At 70.4% G+C, this 21,824-nt stretch carries 21 protein-coding genes and 2 tRNA genes; 14 read left to right on the forward strand and 9 right to left on the reverse strand.

Annotated elements, in window-relative coordinates:
• Positions 1-8: 8 nt before the first annotated feature.
• Positions 9-920, reverse strand: coding sequence for a peptidase (locus BEN78_15465; GenBank protein ASR44549.1), 912 nt, complete (start codon positions 918-920; stop codon positions 9-11).
• A 33-nt stretch (positions 921-953) separates the two neighbouring features.
• On the reverse strand, positions 954-2,741 hold the full coding sequence (locus tag BEN78_15470) for a serine/threonine kinase (protein ASR45187.1): 1,788 nt from the start codon (positions 2,739-2,741) through the stop codon (positions 954-956).
• Between the two features lie 153 nt (positions 2,742-2,894).
• Here BEN78_15470 and BEN78_15475 point away from each other — a divergent pair, with 153 nt between their 5' ends.
• Both BEN78_15475 and BEN78_15480 read left to right on the forward strand, forming a co-directional pair.
• Positions 2,895-4,025: a ribonuclease D gene (locus tag BEN78_15475; GenBank protein ID ASR44550.1), complete on the forward strand. Its 1,131-nt coding sequence runs from the start codon at positions 2,895-2,897 to the stop codon at positions 4,023-4,025.
• A gap of 13 nt (positions 4,026-4,038) precedes the next feature.
• Positions 4,039-4,114, forward strand: a tRNA-Ala gene (locus BEN78_15480).
• Between the two features lie 95 nt (positions 4,115-4,209).
• Here BEN78_15480 and BEN78_15485 read toward each other — a convergent pair.
• Both BEN78_15485 and BEN78_15490 read right to left on the reverse strand, forming a co-directional pair.
• On the reverse strand, positions 4,210-4,386 hold the full coding sequence (locus BEN78_15485; protein ID ASR45188.1) for a DUF3606 domain-containing protein: 177 nt from the start codon (positions 4,384-4,386) through the stop codon (positions 4,210-4,212).
• 66 nt (positions 4,387-4,452) lie between these two features.
• Complete coding sequence (locus BEN78_15490) at positions 4,453-5,250, reverse strand: exodeoxyribonuclease III (protein ASR44551.1); 798 nt, start codon at positions 5,248-5,250, stop codon at positions 4,453-4,455.
• 279 nt (positions 5,251-5,529) lie between these two features.
• Here BEN78_15490 and BEN78_15495 point away from each other — a divergent pair, with 279 nt between their 5' ends.
• From BEN78_15495 to BEN78_15550, 12 genes are all read left to right on the forward strand, one after another.
• On the forward strand, positions 5,530-6,105 hold the full coding sequence (locus BEN78_15495; protein ASR44552.1) for a repressor LexA: 576 nt from the start codon (positions 5,530-5,532) through the stop codon (positions 6,103-6,105).
• Entirely contained in the window at positions 6,105-6,719 is a 615-nt protein-coding gene (locus BEN78_15500; GenBank protein ID ASR44553.1) for a CDP-6-deoxy-delta-3,4-glucoseen reductase, read from the forward strand. Before BEN78_15495 ends, BEN78_15500 begins: the two co-directional genes overlap by 1 nt.
• A gap of 111 nt (positions 6,720-6,830) precedes the next feature.
• The gene (locus BEN78_15505) at positions 6,831-8,249 is read left to right on the forward strand and encodes a DNA repair nucleotidyltransferase (GenBank protein ID ASR44554.1); all 1,419 of its coding nucleotides are present in this window, start codon (positions 6,831-6,833) and stop codon (positions 8,247-8,249) included.
• 43 nt (positions 8,250-8,292) lie between these two features.
• On the forward strand, positions 8,293-11,538 hold the full coding sequence (gene dnaE2 / locus BEN78_15510; protein ID ASR44555.1) for an error-prone DNA polymerase: 3,246 nt from the start codon (positions 8,293-8,295) through the stop codon (positions 11,536-11,538).
• A gap of 71 nt (positions 11,539-11,609) precedes the next feature.
• Complete coding sequence (locus tag BEN78_15515) at positions 11,610-12,149, forward strand: RNA polymerase subunit sigma-70 (protein ASR44556.1); 540 nt, start codon at positions 11,610-11,612, stop codon at positions 12,147-12,149.
• A gap of 14 nt (positions 12,150-12,163) precedes the next feature.
• Positions 12,164-12,826 (forward strand): hypothetical protein, encoded by a 663-nt coding sequence (locus BEN78_15520; protein ASR44557.1) that lies wholly within the window; start codon positions 12,164-12,166, stop codon positions 12,824-12,826.
• A 137-nt stretch (positions 12,827-12,963) separates the two neighbouring features.
• A tRNA-Arg gene (locus BEN78_15525) sits at positions 12,964-13,040 on the forward strand.
• A 98-nt stretch (positions 13,041-13,138) separates the two neighbouring features.
• A complete protein-coding gene (locus BEN78_15530) occupies positions 13,139-14,674 on the forward strand; it encodes an aldehyde dehydrogenase (GenBank protein ASR44558.1) in 1,536 nt (511 codons plus the stop codon).
• Positions 14,671-14,937, forward strand: coding sequence for a hypothetical protein (locus BEN78_15535; protein ASR44559.1), 267 nt, complete (start codon positions 14,671-14,673; stop codon positions 14,935-14,937). The genes BEN78_15530 and BEN78_15535 overlap by 4 nt, the downstream gene beginning before the upstream one ends.
• Before the next feature lies 1 nt (position 14,938).
• The gene (locus BEN78_15540; protein ID ASR44560.1) at positions 14,939-15,991 is read left to right on the forward strand and encodes a dihydroorotate dehydrogenase (quinone); all 1,053 of its coding nucleotides are present in this window, start codon (positions 14,939-14,941) and stop codon (positions 15,989-15,991) included.
• A gap of 7 nt (positions 15,992-15,998) precedes the next feature.
• On the forward strand, positions 15,999-17,027 hold the full coding sequence (locus BEN78_15545; GenBank protein ASR44561.1) for a UDP-N-acetylenolpyruvoylglucosamine reductase: 1,029 nt from the start codon (positions 15,999-16,001) through the stop codon (positions 17,025-17,027).
• The gene (locus tag BEN78_15550) at positions 17,021-17,950 is read left to right on the forward strand and encodes a hypothetical protein (GenBank protein ASR44562.1); all 930 of its coding nucleotides are present in this window, start codon (positions 17,021-17,023) and stop codon (positions 17,948-17,950) included. The genes BEN78_15545 and BEN78_15550 overlap by 7 nt, the downstream gene beginning before the upstream one ends.
• Positions 17,951-18,006: 56 nt before the next feature.
• Here BEN78_15550 and BEN78_15555 read toward each other — a convergent pair whose 3' ends face one another.
• From BEN78_15555 to BEN78_15575, 5 genes are all read right to left on the reverse strand, one after another.
• Positions 18,007-18,723: a lipoprotein releasing system, ATP-binding protein gene (locus BEN78_15555; protein ASR44563.1), complete on the reverse strand. Its 717-nt coding sequence runs from the start codon at positions 18,721-18,723 to the stop codon at positions 18,007-18,009.
• Entirely contained in the window at positions 18,716-19,957 is a 1,242-nt protein-coding gene (locus tag BEN78_15560; protein ASR44564.1) for a cell division protein FtsX, read from the reverse strand. Before BEN78_15560 ends, BEN78_15555 begins: the two co-directional genes overlap by 8 nt.
• A gap of 69 nt (positions 19,958-20,026) precedes the next feature.
• The gene (locus BEN78_15565; GenBank protein ID ASR44565.1) at positions 20,027-20,392 is read right to left on the reverse strand and encodes a hypothetical protein; all 366 of its coding nucleotides are present in this window, start codon (positions 20,390-20,392) and stop codon (positions 20,027-20,029) included.
• 46 nt (positions 20,393-20,438) lie between these two features.
• The gene (locus BEN78_15570; GenBank protein ASR45189.1) at positions 20,439-20,642 is read right to left on the reverse strand and encodes a hypothetical protein; all 204 of its coding nucleotides are present in this window, start codon (positions 20,640-20,642) and stop codon (positions 20,439-20,441) included.
• A 381-nt stretch (positions 20,643-21,023) separates the two neighbouring features.
• Positions 21,024-21,809 (reverse strand): succinate dehydrogenase iron-sulfur subunit, encoded by a 786-nt coding sequence (locus BEN78_15575; GenBank protein ID ASR44566.1) that lies wholly within the window; start codon positions 21,807-21,809, stop codon positions 21,024-21,026.
• Positions 21,810-21,824 lie beyond the last annotated feature (15 nt).

Below are 21,824 nucleotides of genomic sequence, written 5' to 3' on the forward strand. Positions count from 1 at the left end.
CCGCGCGCTCAGCGCGCGGCGGTCTGCGCGTCCTCGCAGAACTTCGCGCGGTACTCGAGCGCCTTGGGCATCAGCGCTTCCAGGGTCTGGATGCGGGTGCCGGGATTGGGATGGGTCGACGAGAACTCCGGCGGCGCCTGCCCGCCGCTGGCCTCCCCCATGCGCTGCCATAGCGGCACCGCTTCGCGCGGATCGAAGCACGCCGCCGCGGCAAGCATCAGCCCGACCGCATCGGCTTCGGTCTCGTGCTTGCGGGCATAGGGCAGCAGATAGCCATAGCCCATCGCCGCCATGACCATCTGCTGTTGCTGCGGGTCCATGCCGCTCATCGCGCCGGCGGTCTGGCCGATCTGGGTCAGCCGCTGCTGAGCCATGCGCTGGGCGCCGTGGCGCAACAGCGCGTGCGCGATCTCGTGGCCCATCACCACCGCCATCGCATCCGCGGTCTGTGCCACCGGCACCAGCCCGGTGTAGACCGCCATCTTGCCGCCAGGCAGGCAGAAGGCGTTGGCCTGGTCGGACTCGATGACATTGACCTCCCAGTCGAAGGTCTCGGAGAAGCGCGTCGGCGCCAGCCCGTTCTCGCGCGCCAGCTCGGCCTCGACCACACCGACCTTGGCGATCAGCCGGTCAGCGATCGCACGCACGTCGCGGGCGACCGGGCTGTCGGGCGCCACCGCCCGCTCCTGGCCCAGGATCTCCTGGTAGGCCTGCAGACCGAGTGCCTTCTCGTCGTCGACGCTCAGGCCGCGGTCGATCAGCACCGTCTCGCCGGTGACCGGATCGACCGAGCGGTTGGAGATGTAGTAGTACGCGCCGTAGAGCCCGAACAGCAGCAGGATTACCCACCGCAGGTTGAAGCCACGACGCGGCGCACGGCCGGGCTGCTGCCGGCCGCGACCGAAGGGATCCTGTCTCATCTCGTTCTCCAGTGCCGGCAGGACCGGCGGCGGTCAAAGGTCGCGGACGACGCGGAAGCCGATTCTGGCATTGGTCGTGTCGACGGAAGCGAGTGCCCGCCAGCTGGCCCGGGTCTGCGCCGGCGAGCTTGCCCACGAGCCGCCCCGGATCACCTGGTCGCGGCAGCCTGGATTGACCCAGGCCGAGCCGTCCTCCGGCGCCCGGCGGTAGGTCGCATGCCAGCAATCGGCCATCCACTCGCTGACATTGCCGGCCAGGTCGTATACGCCCCAACGATTGGGCGGGAAGCTGGCCACCGGGGCCGGGCCCCAGTACCCGTCTCCGTAACCGGGAAATGCATTGCCCCAGGTCCGCCCCGACGGTGAGCGGTCGAGCGCGCCGGTGACATTGCCGGCTTCGGGCGGTGGCGTGCCCTCGCCCCAGGGCCAGCGCTCGCTGGTGCCGGCGCGATAGGCGTATTCGAACTCGGCCTCGCTCGGCAACCGGTAGCGCTGCCCGCTCTGCGCCGACAGCCAGTCGACATAGGCTTGCGCGTCCTTGGCGCTGACATGCAGCACCGGCATGGTTTCGCCGGCCGGACGGCCGACGTAGTCCGAGCGCCAGTCGACGTTGCTGCGGCGCAGGAAGTTGCCGGTGCGTTCGTCGTAGACCATCGAGAAGCCGCGGCGCATGGCACGGGTCTGGTAGCCCGTCGCCTCGATGAAGCGACGGAATTCGCCGACGCTCACTTCGCGCACGCCCATCGCAAAGCCGCGCTCGAAGCGCACCGCATGGCGCGGCTTTTCATTGTCGTCGGCAGTCTCGTCGCCGGGCAGCGCACCCATCATGAAACCGCCGTGCGGCAGCACGACCAGCTGCGGCCCGCGCGCACCGCCTTCCAGCGCATCGGTGAACACCTGACCGGGCCGGAAGTCGCCGTAGTGGACCGCCCGGTCGATGCGCTCGCGCAGATCCAGCGCCACCGGATCGCCGGGCGAGGCGATCGCCAGGATCTCGGCCAGCCGCGCGCGCGCGGTCGCCACGCCGTTGATCTTCGGCAGCGCCTCGACGCCGGCATCGCGCAGCCGCTGGATGCGCACTGCGCGCATGTGCGCGATGCGCCGCTCGGCATCGGGCACGGTCGCGAACCCGGGCCGGACAGTCGTGGCATAGGCCAACCAACGCGCGGCGGTGCGGAAATCGCCTTGCGTGCCGGCGTCCTCGGCGCGCCGGATCAGCGCGCTCTCGACCGCGGCCAACCCCTGCAGCGCACGCGGCTGGCCGGGGCGCAACGCCGCCGCCTCGCGGAAGCCGGCCAGTGCGCCGCCGCCTTCCTCGCCCAGTTCGCCAGCGACGAGCGCGCGCTCGGCCTCGCGGTTGAGGTCCCACAGCCGATCGCTCTCGTCGACGCGTTCCAGATACCGGACCACGGCCTCGTCGTCGGCGGCGAGATAACGCGCGACCGCGGCGAACTCGTGCGCAGCGCGCAGGCCGGCGATCGAATCGCGGTTGTCGGCCTCGTCCAACGCGCGATCGCCCAGTACGAGCAGCCGGGCCTGCGCGCGGCGCAGCCCGGTCCGCGCCACGCGCTCGTGGCCGGGCAACTGCTGCAGGGCCAGATACAGCGGGATCGCCGAATCGGCGGTCGCGTACAGGTCGTCGGCGGCCAGGGCATCGGCCGCGCGCGTGCGAGCCTCGTCCGCCGCTTCGGGGGGAATCGCAACCAATGGCGGCTGCCAGTTGAGCTCGCCGGCGATCCGGTCGTCGCCGCTGATGGTCACGCTGCCGTCGCCGCCCGAGGCCTTTTCGCTGCGGGTGTCGCCGTCGCAGCCGCTGCCCAGCAGCAGCAACGCGCCCAGCACTCCGACCACGACGACTGCGCGCAACGCTGGCTCCCATGACCGCATCGCGTCAGATTAATCGATCACAGCCGGGGCGACGATGCGCCGGCTTCACGATTGCCGCTCCCGCATGCCGCCGTTAGGCTGTCGCGCATGCCTTCTTCCCCTGCATGCTGGATCGACGATCCGGCGACTCTCCAGTCCCGACTCCAGGCGGCATCCGCCCGCGTCGGGCTCGACACCGAATTCATCCGCGAGCGGACGTTCTGGCCCCAACTGGCCCTGGTGCAGGTCGCGCTCGAACGCGACGACGGCGGCATCGACGTGCTGTTGGTCGACCCCTTGGTCCCCGGCATGCTCGACGCGCTGCGCCCGCTGCTGGCCGACCCGACCATCGTCAAGATCATGCACAGCGCCAGCGAGGACCTGATCGCGCTGGGCCATGCCTGCGGCGTGGCGCCGGCGCCGCTGTTCGACACCCAGATCGCCGCGGCCCTGGCCGGCACCGGCTCAGGGATGGGCTACCAGCGGCTGGTGCAGGACACGCTCGGTATCGCACTGCCCAAGGGCGAAACCCGCTCGGACTGGTTGCGGCGGCCGCTGTCGCCGACCCAGCTCGAATACGCCGCCGACGATGTCGAGCACCTGTTCGCGCTGCACGAAACGCTGGCCGCGAAGATCGCCGTGCTCGGCCGCGAGGCCTGGCTGGAGGAGGACTGCGCGCGGCTGGTCGCGACGGCCGGCAACATGGAAGGCGAGCGCTGGCCACAACTGGGTGGGCGCACCGGTCTGTTTCTCGACGCCGACGCGCAGCGCCGCTTGTTGCGCCTGCTGCGCTGGCGCGAGCACTACGCCCGCAGCCACGACCGGCCACGCAGTTGGATTCTCGACAACGAACTGGCCACGCTGCTCGCACGCGATCCGCCGGCCGATCCGGCCGTGCTGCAGCGCCGGCTCGATGCCCATCCCAAAGCCCCGCGCAAACTCGGCGCCGCGATCTGGGAGGCGCTCGTCACCGAACTGCCCGACGAGGCCGAGGCGCCGATCGCACGCGCCGAGGAGCCCGACCGCAAGCGCCTGAAGCAACTGCAACAGGCGGTAGCCGCGCGCAGTGCCGAGCTCGGCTTGCCTGACGGCGTGCTCGCCTCGCGCAAGTGGCTCGAAGCCTTGGTCGAAGGCGCCGACTGGCCCGGCGCGTTGTCGGGCTGGCGCCGCGCCCAGCTCGAACCCACGCTCGCACCGTTGCTAGAAAAGGCTGGCGGGTTGGTCGAACGCTCCGTATAATTGCGCCCATCGTGGGGCGGTAGCTCAGCTGGGAGAGCGTCGCGTTCGCAATGCGAAGGTCGGGAGTTCGATCCTCCTCCGCTCCACCAAGTCATTCCCGGTTCGAAACGAAGGGTTGGACGGTTCGCCGTCCAACCCTTCGTCGTTGTGGCACAGGTGCGCGCCGGGTCGTAAGCCGTGCGTGCTACTTGCCCAGATGGCGACGCACATCCCTGGCCATCGGCCCCACGGCCGCGACTGCTTCGCGCAACTGCTCGGGCGTGACATCCAGCGCCTGGGTCCAGTAACGAAGCTCGTAATCCTCGTCGACGTTGATGCGATCGCGATCGGCGGCGCCGGTCTTGCTTTTGTCGTCCGACATGGTGATCTCCAAAGGCTGCGGTGGCGCCACCTTCCCGCTGCGGGCGTGGGCCGTGCGTGAACCGCTTCAGCCGGCCGCGACCTCGATCCAGGTTGGCGCATGGTCGCTGGCGCCCGGCTCGAGCCGCAGCCAACGGTCCACGCCCGCCTTGCGCAGCCGGTCGGCCAGCACCGCATTGACCAGCAGATGATCGATGCGCAGGCCGCGGTCGCGCTCGGCGTGCTGCCGAAAATGGTCCCAGAACGTGTAGACCTGTGCCTGATCGCCGAGCACATGCCGCAGCGCATCGGTCCAGCCCTGCGCCAGCAGCCGCTCGAAGGCATCCCGCACCTCGGGCTGGATCAGCGCGTCCTTGCGCCAGGCCTTGGGATCGTAGACATCCGCATCGGTCGGGATGACGTTGTAGTCGCCCATCAGCACGACCGGATGGGCCAGGCCGACCAACGTGCGCGCATGCTTGGCCAGGCGCTGCATCCACGCGAGCTTGTAGTCGAACTTGGGACCGGGCTGCGGATTGCCGTTGGGCAGGTACAGCGCGCCGACCACGATGCCATGCACCGCCGCCTCGATGTAGCGGCTCTGGTCGTCGTCCGGATCGCCCGGCAGGCCGCGGCAGCTTTCGACCGGCATCGTGTCGCGGCCCAGCAGCGCCACGCCGTTCCAGGCCCGCTGCCCCTGCCAGATCGCCCCGTAGCCGGCCGCCTCCAGCGCCTGGGCCGGGAACGCGGCATCGGCGGCCTTGAGTTCCTGCAGCGCCACCACGTCGGGGCGCGCCGCTTCCAGCCAGGCCAGCAACTGCGGCAACCGCTTGCCGATGCCGTTGACGTTGAACGTGGCCAGCTTGAGGGTCTTCTTGCGCGCCATGACGCCGGGCTCCGGTGACGGGACTGCGTGCGTGGCCGAGGCATCGGACGACCGCCGCGGTGGGCCCCGACCATAGGACCGGCGCGATGGCCGGCAGGTGAAAAAGGTCTTTGCCGACATCAGGAAAACCGGGGTCAGAGTGCAATTTCGCCTTGCAAAATTGCACTCTGACCCCGGTTTTGCCGGCGCCGCGCGGGTCGGGGTCCTGCCCTCTCGTCAACGTGGCGCGGAAGGTGTACAAATGTACACCATGCTCTCTCTCCCCCCCAACGCGCCGCTGTGCTGGCCTTCGTCCGCGACCGGATCCGTGCCGGCCGCCCCCCGAGCCTGGCCGAGATCGCCGCGCACTTCGGTTTCGCCTCGCGCAGCGCCGCGCACAAGCACGTGCAGGCGCTGACCGCGGCCGGCCTGTTGGAGGCGCATCCGCATCACAAGCGCGGCCTGACCCTGCCCGGCGAGGACGCGCGCCCGCCGTTGCTGGCGCTGCCGGTGCTGGGCCGGGTCGCGGCTGGCGTGCCGATCGGTGCTGACATCGGGCTCGATCGCCAGCTGTGGCTCGACCGCGGCGTGTTCTCGCTTCGACCCGACTACCTGCTGCAGGTGCAAGGCGACTCGATGATCGACGACGGCATCCTCGACGGCGACTTGGTCGGGGTGCACCGCAGCGCCGATGCCCGCGACGGACAGACGGTGGTCGCCCGGCTCGATGGCGAACTGACGATCAAGCGGCTGCAGCGGAGCGCCGACGGCATCCGCCTGCTGCCGCGCAACCCGGCGTACGCACCGATCGTGGTACCGCCGGGCGCCGACTTCGCGATCGAGGGCCTGTTCTGCGGACTGGTGCGGCAGGGCTGATGGGCCAGGTTCTGCCCCTGGACGCCTTGCTGGCCGCACGCACGGTCTGGCACGCCGGTCGCGGGACGGCGACGGCCGGCGATGGCGAACCGACCGGGATGGCCGCGCTCGATGCGGTGCTGCCCGACCGCGGCTGGCCGCGCGGTGCGCTGACCGAACTGCTGCTGCCGGCCGATGGCGTCGGCGAGATCGCCTTGCTGCTGCCGGCGCTGGCGCGCATGACCGCAGCCGGCGGCCGGGTGGTGCTGGTCGATCCGCCCTACATCGCCTATGCGCCGGCCTGGCAGGCCGGCGGGGTCGACCTGGCCCGGCTGGAGATCGTGGTCGCGCCACCGCGCGATGCCCTGTGGGCCTTCGAGCAGTGCCTGCGCAGCGGCGCCTGCGCGGCGGTGCTCGGCTGGCCGCGCACGGCCGACGACCGAGCGCTGCGCCGGCTGCAGGTCGCGGCCGACGCCGGCGACTGTTGCGCCTTCGCCCTGCGCGACCGCCGGCATGCGGTCAACGCCTCCCCCGCCGCACTGCGGTTGGAATATCTGCCCGCCGACGACGCGTGGCAGGTGCGCAAGTGCCGCGGCGCGCAGCCGCCGGCGCGCCCGATCCGATTGGCCCACTGATGCCGCCGCGCCCGCCCACACGCAGCCAAGCCCCGACCGCATGGCCGCCTGCCCGTCGGCTTTCGGGGCGCCGGCTGCGCACCGTCGCCTGCGCGCACGCGTGAGCCCGCCATGCTCTGGACCTGCCTGCTGCTGCCGCAACTGGCGCTCGACGCCGTCCTGCGCCGCCTCGACGATCCCGACGCTCCGCTGGCGCTGGTCGAAGGCCCGGCGCAGTTGCGGCGCCTGCACGCGGTCAACGCCGCCGCCGCTGCCGCCGGCCTGAAATCCGGCATGCGGCTGTCGGCCGCGCATGCACTGCTGGCCGACGTGCGCACCGTCGATCACGATGCCGGGGCCGAAGCGCGCTGCCAGCGCTTCCTCGCCGCCTGGGCCTATCGCCACAGCTCGCTGGTCAGCGCGCAGTGGCCGCGCGCGATCGTACTCGAGGCCCAGGCGAGCTTCCGCCTGTTCGGGCCCTGGCCGACGTTCGAGCGCCGGCTGCGCCAGGAACTCGACACGCTCGGCTTCCGGCACCGCATCGCGCTGGCGCCGACACCGCGTGCGGCGCGCGTGCTCGCCGGGCTGCGCGACGGCCTGGCGGTAACCGAGCCGGGCGCGCTGCGGGCCCTGCTCGACCGCGCGCCGATCCGGCGCGCGGCGCTGCCCGACGATGCCGGCGAACGCCTGCACCGCATGGGCCTGCGCCACCTGGCCGACGTGCGCAGCCTGCCGCGCGATGCGCTGCGGCGCCGTTGCGGGGTCGCGGTGCTCGAGCATCTCGACCGGCTCTATGGCGATGTCGACGACCCGCTCGACTGCTACACCCCGCCCGACCGCTTCGATGCCCGCGTCGAGCTGGGCTACGAGGTCGAGAGTCACACCGCGCTGCTGTTCCCACTGCGCCGGCTGACTGGCGACCTGGCGACCTACCTGTCGATCCGCGACGGCGGGGTGCAGCGCTTCACGCTGCGGCTCGAGCACGCCAGCGGCCGCACCGATGTCGAGGTCGGTCTGCTCGCGCCCGAGCGCGACCCGGCGCTGCTGTTCGAACTGGCACGCAGCCGGCTCGAGCGCACCGAGGTCGACCGCCCGGTCGTCGCGCTGGGGCTGGTCGCCCACCAGTTGCCGCCATTCGTGCCGGCCAGCCGCGATCTGTTCGACCCGCGTCCGCAGCAGGCCGTGGACTGGCCGCAGCTACGTGAGCGTCTGCGCGCGCGGCTCGGCGACGACGCCGTGCATCGCGTCGCCCCGGCCGGCGATCCACGGCCCGAACGCGCCTGGCGGCGGGTGTCCGGCGACGCCGCCACCATTGAGGCCGCCCCGCCCCGGCCGCCGCGCCCGGCGTGGCTGTTGCCCGAACCGGTCCCGTTGCGCGACCCGCGGCTGCGCGTGCTGTCAGGTCCGGAACGGCTGGAAAGCGGCTGGTGGGACGATGGCGACGCACGCCGGGACTACTACTGCGTCGAGACCTCCAACGGGCAGCGCGCCTGGGCCTTCGTGCCGGTCGGCGAACGCGACGGCTGGATGCTGCACGGGTGGTTCGCATGACCGGCGCGCGCAGGCCGGTTGCGGCGCCTTCGGACCAGCGGCGATGAGCACGATCGACGGCGTCGACCGCGACACGCCCGGCGGCCAGCCGCCGCGGGCCTGGACGGTCGCGCACCGGCTGCGCGAAGCGGCCAACGATGCGGTCGCCCCCGATGCGCGCGACGCCGGATCGCCGCCGTACGCCGAATTGCACTGCCTGTCGGATTTCTCGTTCCTGCGCGGCGCCTCCGATGCCGAACAGTTGTTCCAGCGTGCGGTGCATTGCGGCTACGAGGCGTTGGCGATCACCGACGAGTGCTCGCTGGCCGGGATCGTGCGCGCGCTCGAAGCCTCCGAAGGCACCGGGCTCAAGCTGATCGTCGGCAGCGAATTCCGGCTCGTCGACGGCCTGCGCTGCGTGCTGCTGGTCGAGACGATCGCCGGCTACCGCACGCTCTGCGCACTGATCACCCAGGCACGGCGCGCTGCCGCCAAGGGCCATTACCGGCTCACACGCGAGGACATGGCCACCGTGCTGCAGGGCGCGGCCGACGGACTGTTCGCGCTGTGGCTGCCGGGCGAAACCCCCGATCCGGACGAGGGCCGCTGGCTGCACGGCCTGTTCGGCGCGCGCGCGTACCTGGCCGTGGAGCTGCACCGCGAACGCGATGACGCCGCGCGCCTGGACGCGTTGCTGGCACTGGCGCGCACGCTGGGGCTGCCGGCGCTGGCCAGCGGCGATGCGCACATGGCCACCCGGCGCGAGCGCATGCTGCAGGACACACTCACCGCGATCGCCCGCAACACCCCGCTGGCCGACTGCGGCACGCACCTGTTCCGCAATGGCGAGCGCCACCTGCGCACCCGGCGCGCGCTGGGCAACATCTACGGCGCGGCGCTGATGGAGGCAGCCGCAGCGCTGGCGCGCCGTTGCAGCTTCAACCTGCGCAGCATCCGCTACGACTACCCGGTCGAGCTCGTCCCCGACGGCCACACCCCGACCACCTGGCTGCGGGCGCTGACCGAGCGCGGCATCGTTGAGCGCTGGCCCGACGGCCCGACGCCCCAGGTGCGCGAGCTGATCGAATTCGAGCTCGCACTGATCGCCAAGAAGGGCTACGAGGCCTTCTTCCTGACCGTGGCGGACATCGTCGCCTTTGCCCGCAAGCAGGAGATCCTGTGCCAGGGCCGCGGCTCGTCGGCGAACTCGGCGGTCTGTTACGCGCTGGGCATCACCGCGGTGAACCCTGACGAGACCCGGCTGCTGATGGCGCGCTTTCTGTCCGAGCAGCGCGACGAGCCGCCCGATATCGACGTCGACTTCGAGCACCAGCGACGCGAGGAAGTCATCCAGTACGTCTACGCCAAGTACGGCCGCGAGCGGGCCGCCCTCGCCGCGACGGTGATCAGCTACCGCGGCAAGAGCGCGGTGCGCGATGTCGCCAAGGCCTTCGGCCTGCCCGACGACCAGATCGCGCTGCTGGCCACCTGCTATGGCTGGGGCAATGGCGACACGCCGATGGAACAGCGCATCGCCGAGGCGGGCTTCGACCTGGACAACCCGCTGATCCGCAAGATCCTGCTGGTGACCGAGGGCTTGCGCGGCCATCCGCGACACCTGTCGCAACACGTCGGCGGTTTCGTCATTTCCGATGCCCCGCTCTCGCATCTGGTCCCGGTCGAGAACGCGGCGATGGCCGATCGCACGATCATCCAGTGGGAAAAGGACGACCTGGAGACGATGCAGTTGCTCAAGGTCGATTGCCTTGCGCTGGGCATGCTGACCTGCATCCGCAAGACGCTGGACCTGGTGCGCGGCCATCGCGGGCGGCGGTTCGAGCTCGCCACCCTTCCCGCCGAGGACAAGGCCACATACAAGATGATCCAGATCGCCGACACCGTCGGCGTGTTCCAGATCGAGTCGCGCGCACAGATGGCGATGCTGCCCAGGCTCAAGCCGGCGCGCTTTTACGATCTGGTGGTGGAAGTGGCGATCGTGCGCCCCGGCCCGATCCAGGGCGACATGGTGCATCCCTATCTGCGCCGGCGGCAGGGCCGCGAAGCGGTCGACTATCCCAACGACGAGATCCGCAGCATCCTCGAACCCACGCTTGGCGTGCCGCTGTTCCAGGAGCAGGTCATGGAACTGCTGATGAAGGCAGCCAACTACACCGACAGCGAGGCCGACCACCTGCGGCGCTCGATGGCGGCCTGGCGGCGCGGCGGCGACATGGAACAGCACCGGGTGCGGGTGCGCGAGCGCATGCTGGCGAAGGACTATTCGCAGGAATTCATCGACCAGATCTTCGACCAGATCAAGGGCTTCGGCTCCTACGGCTTTCCGCAGAGCCACGCCGCCTCGTTCGCCAAGCTGGTCTACGCCAGTTGCTGGCTCAAGCGCCACGAGCCGGCCGCGTTCGCCTGCGGCCTGCTCAATGCCCAACCGATGGGCTTCTACTCGCCCAGCCAGATCGTGCAGGACGCCCGCCGCGGCAGCGCGCAGCGCGCCCGCGTCGAGGTGCTGCCGGTCGACGTGCTGCACAGCGACTACGACAGCACGCTGGTCGGTGGCCGGCCCTGGCGCAGCGACGCCGATCCGGGCGTTCAGCCGGCAATCCGGCTCGGCCTGCGCCTGGTCGCGGGGCTGCCCGAGGCGGCCGCGCATCGCATCGTCGCCGAACGCGACCGGCGGCCGTTCGCCGACATCGCCGACCTGGTCCTGCGCGCCGGGCTCGAGGCCAAGGCGCGCCAGGCGCTGGCCGAGGCCGATGCGCTGCGCAGCCTGGCCGGCCACCGCAATGCCGCGCGCTGGGCGGTCGCCGGCATCGAGCAGCGGCGGCCGTTGCTGCCCGGCAGTCCCGACGAGGCCGCGGTCGCCCTGCCCGCGCCCGCCGCTGGCGAGGAGATCCTGTCCGACTACCGCGCCCTGGGCCTGAGCCTGGGCCCGCATCCGATGGCGCTGCTGCGTCCGCAGATGACCGCACGCCGGATCATCGGCCTGCGCGACCTGCAAGCCCGGCGCCACGGCAGCGGCGTGCACGTTGCTGGCCTGGTGACCCAGCGCCAGCGCCCGGCCACCGCCAAGGGCACCATCTTCGTCACCCTCGAAGACGAGACCGGCATGATCAACGTCATCGTCTGGTCGCACTTGGCGATCCGCCGCCGGCGCGCCCTGCTCGAATCGCGGCTGCTCGCCGTGCGCGGCCGCTGGGAGCGGGTCGACGGCGTCGCCCACCTCATCGCCGGCGACCTGCACGACCTCAGCGACCTGCTCGGCACGATGCCGCTGCCCTCGCGCGATTTCCATTGAGCGGTGGCGCCCGGTCGACGATCCTCGCGCCCGTGGTGTGATGTCCGACGCCGTGGCGCGAACCATCCTGCATGCCCGACACCTTCGACCCCGTTATGGCCCCGTCTCCGGCAGCGCTGCCCAAGGACGATCGCGCGCGATTCGCGCAGCTGTTCGATGCGCATCGCGGCCTCGTCGCCACCGTCACGGCGAGCTACTGCCGCGATCCGGACGATCGCGCCGATCTGATGCAGGAAATCGCGGCCCAGGCGTGGCTGGCCTGGCCGCGCTACGACCCGGCGCGGCCGTTCCCGACGTGGCTGTATCGGATTGCGCTCAACGTCGCGATCACACGTGTCCGCCGCGTCGGGCTGCGCAGCCGCCATGCGGCGCCATTCGACGCCGCGCTGCACGATATCGCCGATCCGAACGCCGCCGATCCACAGGCCGAGCAGCAGGTTCGCGCGCTGTACCGCTTCATCCATGCGCAACGGCCGCTCGACCGCGCATTGCTGCTGCTCTACCTCGACGGCCGCAGCCACCGCGAGACCGCCGAGGTGCTCGGCCTGACCGAAACCAATGTCGCCACCAAGATCGGCCGGCTGCGCCAGCGCATCCGCGACGAACTCTGACCCGGGAACCTGCGATGGAACACGACGACCTCAAGATGGCCTGGCAGGCGCTCGAACGCCGCCTGGCGCAACAGGAACGCCTGCAGACCGACCTGCTGCGCGAGGACCGGCTGCTGCAGGCGCGTCGCCGGTTGCGCCCCCTGCTCGTCGGCCAATGGCTGCAGCTGTCGCTCGGTGCCGCGCTGGCCTGGCTCGGCGCCGCCTGCTGGACGCAGCAGCTCGACACCCCGGCCTTCCTGGTCGCCGGTCTGGCCGTCCACGTATTCGGGGTCCTGACCCTGATCGGCGCCGTCACCACGCTGTCGCTCGCGGCCGCCGTCGACTACGACGCGCCGGTGGTCAGGATCCAGAAGCGGCTCGCGCAATTGCTGCGCGCGCAGACGCTCAACATGGCACTGTGCGGCACGCCCTGGTGGATCGCCTGGGTGCTGGTGGTGGTCGCGGTCGCAGGCCTGCGCGATTCCGGCGCAGGCGCGACGGCCGCAGCCTGGGTCTGGGGCAGCCTCGCGGTCGGCGCGCTCGGGATGCTCGCGACCTGGGGCTGGATCTGGCGCTCGGCGACCCGGCCCTCGGGAGCGGAATCCGATGCGCCCGGCACACGCTGCAGCGACGGCACGCATGCGATCCGGCGCAGCCGGCAACTGGTAGCCGAGGTGACGCGATTCGAGCTGGACTGACGGTCTGCCACACGATCGCAAGGCCGCCAGCGGCCCCGCAACGCAGGCGCGGACGGCCCTGCGCAGCTGCGCCTAACGCGCTCGGACACGTCCGCGTCCAGCACACCGTTCGCACAGGTGACCTACAATACCCCGATGGCCCCGTAGCTCAGCTGGATAGAGCATCCCCCTCCTAAGGGGAAGGTCGCACGTTCGAATCGTGCCGGGGTCGCCAGTTCCGCGACCATCCCCCAGCGGCGGTCCCGCCGCGTCGCACCCCCTTCTTCGCCAGCGCCGCCCAGCGGCGCCGGCGCACACCAGGAGTTTTCCGCGATGTCCCATCCCGTCCTCACCGCGCTCGGCCTCGAGACCACCGAATCGGGCACCTACCTCGGCAACAACGAATGGGCCCGTGATACCGGTGCCGGCACGCTGACTCCGGTCAACCCGGCCAGCGGCGAGTCGCTGGCGCAGGTGCTGGCGACCTCGCAGGCCGACTACGAGACCATCGTGACCCGCGCCCAGGCCGCGTTCCGCGAATGGCGCACGACGCCGGCGCCGCGCCGCGGCGAGGCCATCCGGCTGTGCGCCGAGGCGCTGCGCACGCACAAGGACGCGCTCGGTTCGCTGGTCGCGCTGGAGATGGGCAAGTCCAAGCCCGAAGGCGACGGCGAAGTGCAGGAGATGATCGACATCGGCGAGTTCGCCGTCGGTCTGTCGCGTCAGCTCTACGGCCTGACCATGCATTCCGAGCGCCCCGGCCACCGCATGTACGAGCAGTGGCACCCGCTGGGCCTGGTGGGCGTGATCAGCGCGTTCAATTTCCCGGTCGCGGTCTGGGCCTGGAACAGCTTCGTCGCCGCGGTCTGCGGCAATGTCACGATCTGGAAGCCGTCGCCGAAGACGCCGCTGTCGGCGATCGCCTCGATGAAGATCTGCAACGAAGCGCTGCGGGCCGGCGGCTTCCCGGACATCTTCTTCCTGTTCAACGACGCCGGCAGCGATCTGGCCCAGGCGTTCGTCGACGACAAGCGCATCGCGCTGGTCAGCTTCACCGGCTCGACCCAGGTCGGCCGCCACGTCGGCGAGCGCGTCGCGCGCCGCATGGGGCGCTCGCTGCTCGAACTGGGCGGCAACAACGCGATCATCGTCGACCCGACCGCCGACCTGAAGCTGGCGATCCCGGCGATCGTGTTCGGTGCGGTCGGTACCGCCGGCCAGCGTTGCACGACCACGCGCCGGCTGTTCGTGCACGCTTCGATCTTCGACGACGTGCTGGCCAAGCTCAAGACCGCCTACGCCCAGGTCGAATCGCGGATCGGCGACCCCACCGATGCGGCCAATCTGATGGGGCCGCTGAACTCGCGCGACGCGGTCGACGCCTACCTGGCGGCGATCGAGAAGGCCAAGGCCGCGGGCGGCACGATCGAGAGCGGCGGCAAGGCGCTCGACGACCGCAAGGGCTTCTTCGTGCTGCCGACCATCGTCACCGGGCTGTCGAACGATGCCGAGGTGGTGCAGGCCGAGACCTTCGCGCCGATCCTCTACGTCATGAAGTACGAGCAGCTCGACGAGGCGATCGACATGCAGAACGACGTGCCGCAGGGCCTGTCGTCGGCGATCTTCACCAACGACCTCAAGGCCTCCGAGCGCTTCCTGTCGGCGCGCGGTTCGGACTGCGGCATCGCCAACGTCAACATCGGCACGTCCGGCGCCGAGATCGGCGGCGCATTCGGCGGCGAGAAGGAGACCGGCGGTGGCCGCGAGTCGGGCTCCGACGCCTGGCGCGCCTACATGCGCCGGCAGACCAACACCATCAACTACTCCGACGCCCTGCCCCTGGCCCAGGGCATCAAGTTCGACCTGTGAGACGGACCAGCGCCCTGGCAGTCACCAGCCTGGTCTGCGGCCTGTTGGGCTGGAGCCTGCTGCCTTGGCTGGGCAGCCTGGTGGCGGTGATCACCGGCCATCTGGCGCGTGCGGAAATCCGCCGCACGCCCGAGCTCGACGGCGACGGCATGGCCGTGGCCGGGCTGGTGCTGGGCTATGTGCAGTTCGTCGCGACGGTCGTCGGCATCGTGGTGCTGATGCTGTTCTTCGGCGGCCTGTTCTGGCTCGGGACGGCGAGCTGAGGTGTACGGACTCGCCCGACCGCTGCTGTTCCGGCTCGATGCCGAGCGCGCCCACCATCTGACGCTGGCCGCGCTCGATGCCGCGCACCGCGCCGGCCTGTCGTCGATGCTCGGCGGCGCGCCGGCACCGCTGCCGACCGAGGTCTTCGGCCTGCGCTTCCCCAACCCCGTCGGCCTCGCCGCGGGGCTGGACAAGAACGGCGCGCACATCGATGCGCTGTTCGCGCTGGGATTCGGCTTCGTCGAAATCGGCACGGTGACCCCGCGCCCGCAGGACGGCAACCCGAAGCCGCGGATGTTCCGGCTGCCGCAGCATCGCGCACTGATCAACCGGCTGGGCTTCAACAATGCGGGGGTCGATGTGCTGGTCGCCAATGTCGAGCGCGCACGCCGCGACGGCGTGCTCGGCATCAACATCGGCAAGAACAAGGACACCCCCAACGAGGCGGCCGCCGACGACTACCTGCATTGTCTGCAGCGGGTCTATCCGCTGGCCGACTACGTCACCGTCAACATCTCCTCGCCCAATACCGCGGGGCTGCGTGACCTGCAGGAAGCGCAGGCCCTGCAGCGCCTGATCGGCACCCTGCGCGAGGCACAGGAGCGACTGGCCGCCCAGCATCGGCGCCGCGTGCCGGTGCTGGTGAAGATCGCACCCGATCTCGACGACGGCGGCATCGAGGCCGCGGCCCGGGTCTTCGGCGACCTGGCGGTGGACGGTGTCATCGCGACCAACACCACCATCGCGCGCACAGGCGTCGAAAGCGACGCGACCGCCGCGCAGGCCGGTGGCCTGTCCGGTGCGCCGCTGATGGATCGGGCCACCGCAGTGCTGGGCAAGCTGCGCGCGCAGCTGCCCGCGACCATCCCGCTGGTCGGCGTGGGCGGCATCGTCCGCGGCGCCGACGCCGCCAGCAAGATCGCGGCCGGCGCGTCGCTGGTCCAGGTCTACTCGGGCTTGGTCTATCGCGGGCCGGCGCTGGTCGGCGACTGCGTGGAGGCGATCCGCGGGCGCCGCGATGCCAACGACCCTAGTCCTGCGTCGGAGCGCTGAGCCGCCGATGTCCGCCCCGTTCGATCTGCGCGAACGCGTCGACCTGCGCACCCGCAACACCTTCGGCGTCCCGGCGCAGGCGCGCCGACTGCTCGAGGTCGGCGACACCGCGGCATTGCCGCAGGCGCTTGACGCGCTCGGCGAGGCGCCGCCATTGGTGCTCGGCGGCGGTAGCAACCTGCTGTTCGTCGACGATGTCGATGCGGCGCTGGCGATCGTCGACACCCGCCGGGCCATCGTCGCCGACGACGGCGTCCAGGCGCAGGTCCGCGCCGCCGCCGGCGCGTCCTGGCACGACGTGGTGATGTGGTCGCTGGCCCAAGGCCTGGGCGGCCTGGAAAACCTGGCGCTGATCCCTGGCACCGTGGGCGCGGCGCCGATCCAGAACATCGGCGCCTACGGTGTCGAGGTTGCCGACCGCATCCATGCAGTCGAGGCCTTCGACCGTACGCGCGGCGAACTGGTCGCACTCGACGCGACTGCTTGCGGCTTCGGCTACCGCGACAGCGTGTTCAAGCAGACGCCTGAGCGCTGGATCGTCACCGCGGTCACCTTTGCGCTCTCGCGCCGCGCCGCGCCGGTGCTCGATTACGCCGGCATCCGCGACGCCCTCGCCGCGCGCGGTGTCGCCGCGCCGACGCCGTCCGATGTCGCCGAGGCCGTGATCGCGATCCGCCGCAGCAAGCTGCCCGACCCGGCCGTGATCGGCAACGCCGGCAGCTTCTTCAAGAATCCGATTGTCGACGCCGCGATCGCCGCGGCCCTGCGCGACACGCACCCCGAGCTGCCGGTGTTTGCGGTCGATGGCGACCGCTGCAAGCTTTCGGCCGCGTGGCTGATCGACCGCTGCGGCTGGAAGGGCCACCGCGACGGCGATGCCGGCGTCTCGGCCGGACACGCGTTAGTGCTGGTCAACCACGGCGGCGCGCATGGCCGCGACCTGCTGGCGTTGGCGCGGCGCATCGCCGCCTCGGTGCGCGCCCGATTCGGCGTGGACCTGGTCCCCGAGCCACGGATCGTGGGAACGACATGGTGAACAGCCTGCCGCAACGCTGGCAGCCGACCTCGGCCGCAGGCAAAGCGGCGCTGCTCATGCTCGGCAGCACGTCGGCATTCGCGCTGATGGCGATCACGATCCGCTTCGCGTCGGCGACCGTCCCGACGACCGAGGTCGCGTTCTTCCGCAACTTCTTCGGTCTGCTCGCGCTGCTGCCGATCCTGTTGCGCGCCGGCAACGGCCTGCCGCGCACGCGCCATCTCGGCCGCTACCTGGTGCGCACGCTCGTCGGCCTGGGCTCGATGCTGTGCGCGTTCTGGGCAATCGGCCACCTGCCGCTGTCGCAGGCGATCTCGCTGTCGTATGCCGCGCCCTTATTCGCGACCATTGCCGCGGTGCTGTGGCTGGGCGAGATCGTGCGCGTGCGGCGCTGGATGGCGGTGTCGGCGGGTTTCGTCGGCGTGCTGGTGATCCTGCGCCCGGGCGTGGCGTTCTCGCTGCCGATGCTGATCCCGGTGCTCGGCGCCCTGCTCGCGGCGCTGGTCGCGATCCAGATGAAACAGCTGTCGAAGATCGATCCGCCCGACACGATCGTCTTCTATACCTATCTGCTGTGGGTGCCGCTGTCGCTGGTGCCGGCACTGTTCCAGTGGGTGTGGCCCGGTCCGGTGACCTGGCTGTGGCTGATCGCCACGGGCGTGCTGGGCACGCTCGGCCAGTGGCTGTGGACACGCGCGCTGCGCCTGGGCGAGGTCTCCGCGCTGCAGCCGATCAGCTTCGTGCAGTTGCCGATCGTCGTGGTATTCGGCTGGTGGCTGTTCGGCGAAACGATCGACCTGTGGACGATGATCGGCGCGGCGATCGTGTTCGGCGCCAACGGCTACATCGCCCATCGCGAAGCGGTGCTCGCGCGTCGCGCCGCCTCGCAGCGTCCGGCCGAGGCGGCGAAACCCAGCGAGTAGCGCCGGCTTCGGGACAGCCGCACAGCGCCGCCAAGCGAGACGTGCGCGGCTCGCCCTCAGACGTCGTCGCGCGCGACCTCGCGCAGCTTGCCCTGATGCAGCTCCATTACCCGGTCGAGCTTACGCGCCAGCCGGCGGTCGTGGGTCACCAGCACCAGGCTCGTGCGCTGCGCGCGGTTCATCTCCAGCATCAGCTCGAACACGGTCGCAGCGGTGCGCTCGTCGAGGTTGCCGGTGGGTTCGTCGCCCAGCACACAGGCTGGCTTGTTGACCAGCGCCCGCGCCACGGCCGCGCGCTGGCGCTCACCACCCGACAGTTCGCCCGGCTTGTGACCGAGGCGATGGCCCAGCCCGACCGTTTCCAGCAGGCTGCGCGCACGCGTGGTCGCCTCACCGTCGCTGGCACCGTTGAGCAGCGCCGGCAGCATCACATTCTCCAGCGCGGTGAACTCGGGCAGCAGGTGATGGAACTGGTAGACGAAGCCGAGCGCGCGGTTGCGCAAGGTGCCGCGCGCCGCATTCGACAGCGCGCTCATCTGCTGCCCGGTGACGAACACCTCGCCCGCACTTGGCACATCCAGCCCACCGAGCAGGTGCAGCAGCGTGCTCTTGCCGGCGCCCGAGGCGCCGAGGATGGCGACGGTCTCGCCCGCCTGCACGGCGAAGTCGAGCCCGTCGAAGACCGGCGTATGCAGCTTGCCTTCGGCGTAGGTCTTGCCCAGGCCCTCGGCCGCCAGCACGACGGTATCGGCTGCTTGCGGGTTCTCACTCATAACGCAGCGCCTCCGCCGGTGCAGTGCGCGCCGCGCGCCATGCCGGATACAGGGTGGCCAGGAACGCCATCAGCAGCGCGATCACGCCGATCATCGTCACGTCGCTGGCCTGCAGGTCGATCGGCAGGCCGGTGACGTAGTAGACGTCCTCAGGCATCAGCACCACGCCGAACAGACGCTCGAGGGCGCGCAGGATGTGTTCGAGATTGAAAGTCAGCAGCAGGCCGCCGCAGACCCCGAGCACGGTACCGATGACGCCGATCATCGTGCCCTGCACCATGAACACCTGCATGACGCCGCGCGGGGTCAGGCCCAGCGTGCGCAGGATCGCGATGTCGGCATGCTTGTCGGTGACCAGCATGACCTGGGAGTTCAACAGCGAGAACGCGCCCATCAGAATGATCAGCGACAGCAGGATGCCGATCATGGTCTTCTCGAGCTTGAGCGCACGGAACATGTTGGCGTTCTCGGTGCTCCAGTCGCTGACCCGGTAGACCCCGCCCAGCCTGTGCACGAGGTCGCGGGTGACCTGTTGGGCGAGATCCATGTCGTGCAGCTTCAGGCGCACGCCGGTGACGCCATCGCCGATGCGCAGCAGCCGCTGCGCGTCCTGCAGGTTGACCACCGCCAGCCGGCGGTCGAAATCCTGGTAGCCAGCCTCGAACAGGCCGCTGACGGTGAAGCGCTTGAGCTGCGGCACTGCGCCCATCGGCGTGACCTGGAAATCGGTGGTCACGATGACGCTGTCGCCGACGCCGACGCCGAGCCACAGCGCGAGTTCGCGGCCGAGCACGATGTTGAAGCTGCCCGGCTGCAGGTCCGAGAGCTGGCCGACCACCATCGAGGTCGCCAGGTCGGAGACCTGGCCCTCGTCCTCGGGCGAGATCGCACGCACCGCGGCCGGCTCGTTGCGGCGGCCGCGCAGCAGCGCCTGCGTGTCAATGTACGGCGCCGCGCCGGCCACGCGTGGGTCCTCGCGCGCGACCTCGACCGCACGCCCCCAGTTGTGCAGCGTGTCGCCCTCGGCGCTCACCGTCGCGTGCGCGACCATGCCGAGCATGCGGTCGCGGATTTCCTTCTGGAACCCGCTCATCACCGCCAAGGTCGTGATCAACACGGTGACGCCGATCGCGATCGCGAAGATCGAAGCCAGCGAGATGAAAGAGATGAAGCCGTTGCGCCGTTTCGCCCGGAGATAACGCAGGCCGATGGCGGCGGGAATGGGTCTGAGCATGGACGTCCGTCGATGGATGCGGGTCGTCGGCGATGGCGCGATCGCCGTGCCCGTCCCGCTGGGCAGTGGCTATGGTGCCACCGATTCCGTTGCGCGTGGCAGCGGACACATCGCTGCGGCCAGACGCAGTTCACGGCGTTGCGGTGCAGGCAGGGTGTCGGGCCACCACAGCAGCCTGTGCGTGTGTCGGCCCTCGCGCCAGCTCAGGCGCACGATCGGACCACGCCAGTGCAGGCAAGGTGCCTCCAGCCGCCGTCCATCGAGCAGCACCTGCCCCGTCGCCTGCACCACGACGCGATGCGGCGGTTGTCGTGCGGTGAGCACGATCGTGCGCAGGCCGCTGACCAGGACGCAGGCGATGCCGAGTCCGGCCACCGGGCCCGGCAGTTCGGACAGCAGCAAGGCACCGCAGGCGGCAAGCGTGATCAGGCCCAACGCGGCGATCAGCAGGCGCGACGGCCGCCAGTGCAGCCGGGCGGGCTCAGAGGTCGGGCGGGAGCGCCCGGATGGATTGGACGAGGGCGTCGAGTTGCGCATCGGGCGAACGCTCATGGCCGAGGAACCACTTCCAGAGCCTATCGTCCTCGCATTCGAGCAGCCGTCGGAAAACATCCCGCTCGCTTTCGGAGGATGTCGCCCAGCACCGGTCGAGCCAGCGCTCGAACAGCCGGTCGAGTTCGCGCATGCCGCGGCGGCTGCGCCAGCGCAGGCGACGCAGTTCGGTGGTGTCGTCGTGGTCGGTCACGGGTGTGCGTCCTGGGTGCGGGCGTTCGCGGGCGCAGATGATGCGGATGCGTCGGCTTGGCGCTCATGACGCATCAGGCTTGTCCGATGCCATCCATGGCGGCACATTGCCGACTCCGGAGAGACCGGCCCGCACGTCCGTGTGCGGGCGTTCGCGAGCGCAGACGACGCGGATGCGTCGGCTTGGCGCTCCCATTTCTTTGGACAGTTCCCATGCCATCCATGGCGTGGCATGGCCGACTCCGGAAAGGCCGGCCCGCACGTCCGTGTGCGGGCGTTCGCGAGCGCAGCCGACGCGGATGCGTCGGCTTGGCGCGCCCGCTCACCCACGTCGTGCGAGCATCAGTTGCTTGATCTGGCCGATCGCCTTGGCCGGGTTCAGCCCCTTGGGACAGGTCCGCGCGCAGTTCATGATCGTGTGGCAGCGGTAGAGCTTGAACGGGTCTTCCAGATCGTCCAGACGCGCACCGGTGTCCTCGTCGCGGCTGTCGATGATCCAGCGGTAGGCCTGCAGCAGGATCGCCGGACCCAGGTAGCGTTCGCCGTTCCACCAGTAGCTGGGACAACTGGTCGAGCAGCAGGCGCACAGGATGCACTCGTAGAGACCGTCGAGCTTGTCGCGGTCCTCAGGCGACTGCAGCCGCTCGCGATCCGGCGGCGCTGCGGTCTGAGTGCGGATCCAGGGCTGGATCGACGCGTACTGCGCATAGAAATGCGTCAGGTCGGGCACCAGATCCTTGACCACGCTCATATGCGGCAGCGGGTAGATCGGCACCTCGTTCTTCTTGCAGTCGTCGATCGCGCGCGTGCACGCCAGCGTGTTGGTGCCGTCGATGTTCATCGCGCACGAGCCGCAGATGCCCTCGCGGCACGAGCGACGGAACGTCAGCGTCGGGTCGATCTCGTTCTTGATCTTGATCAGCGCGTCCAGGACCATCGGCCCGCACTTGTCGAGGTCGAGCTCGTAGGTGTCGGTGCTGGGGGTCTCGCCGGAATCGGGATTCCAACGATAGATCTTGAACGTGCGCGTGCGCTTGGCGCCCGGCGCGGCCGGGAAGTGCCGGCCCTTCTTGATCTTGGAGTTCTTCGGGAGCGTGAATTCGGCCATGTGGGGTCTCCCGGC

Source organism: Xanthomonas citri pv. mangiferaeindicae (genome assembly GCA_002240395.1).
GTDB lineage: Bacteria > Pseudomonadota > Gammaproteobacteria > Xanthomonadales > Xanthomonadaceae > Luteimonas > Luteimonas citri_A.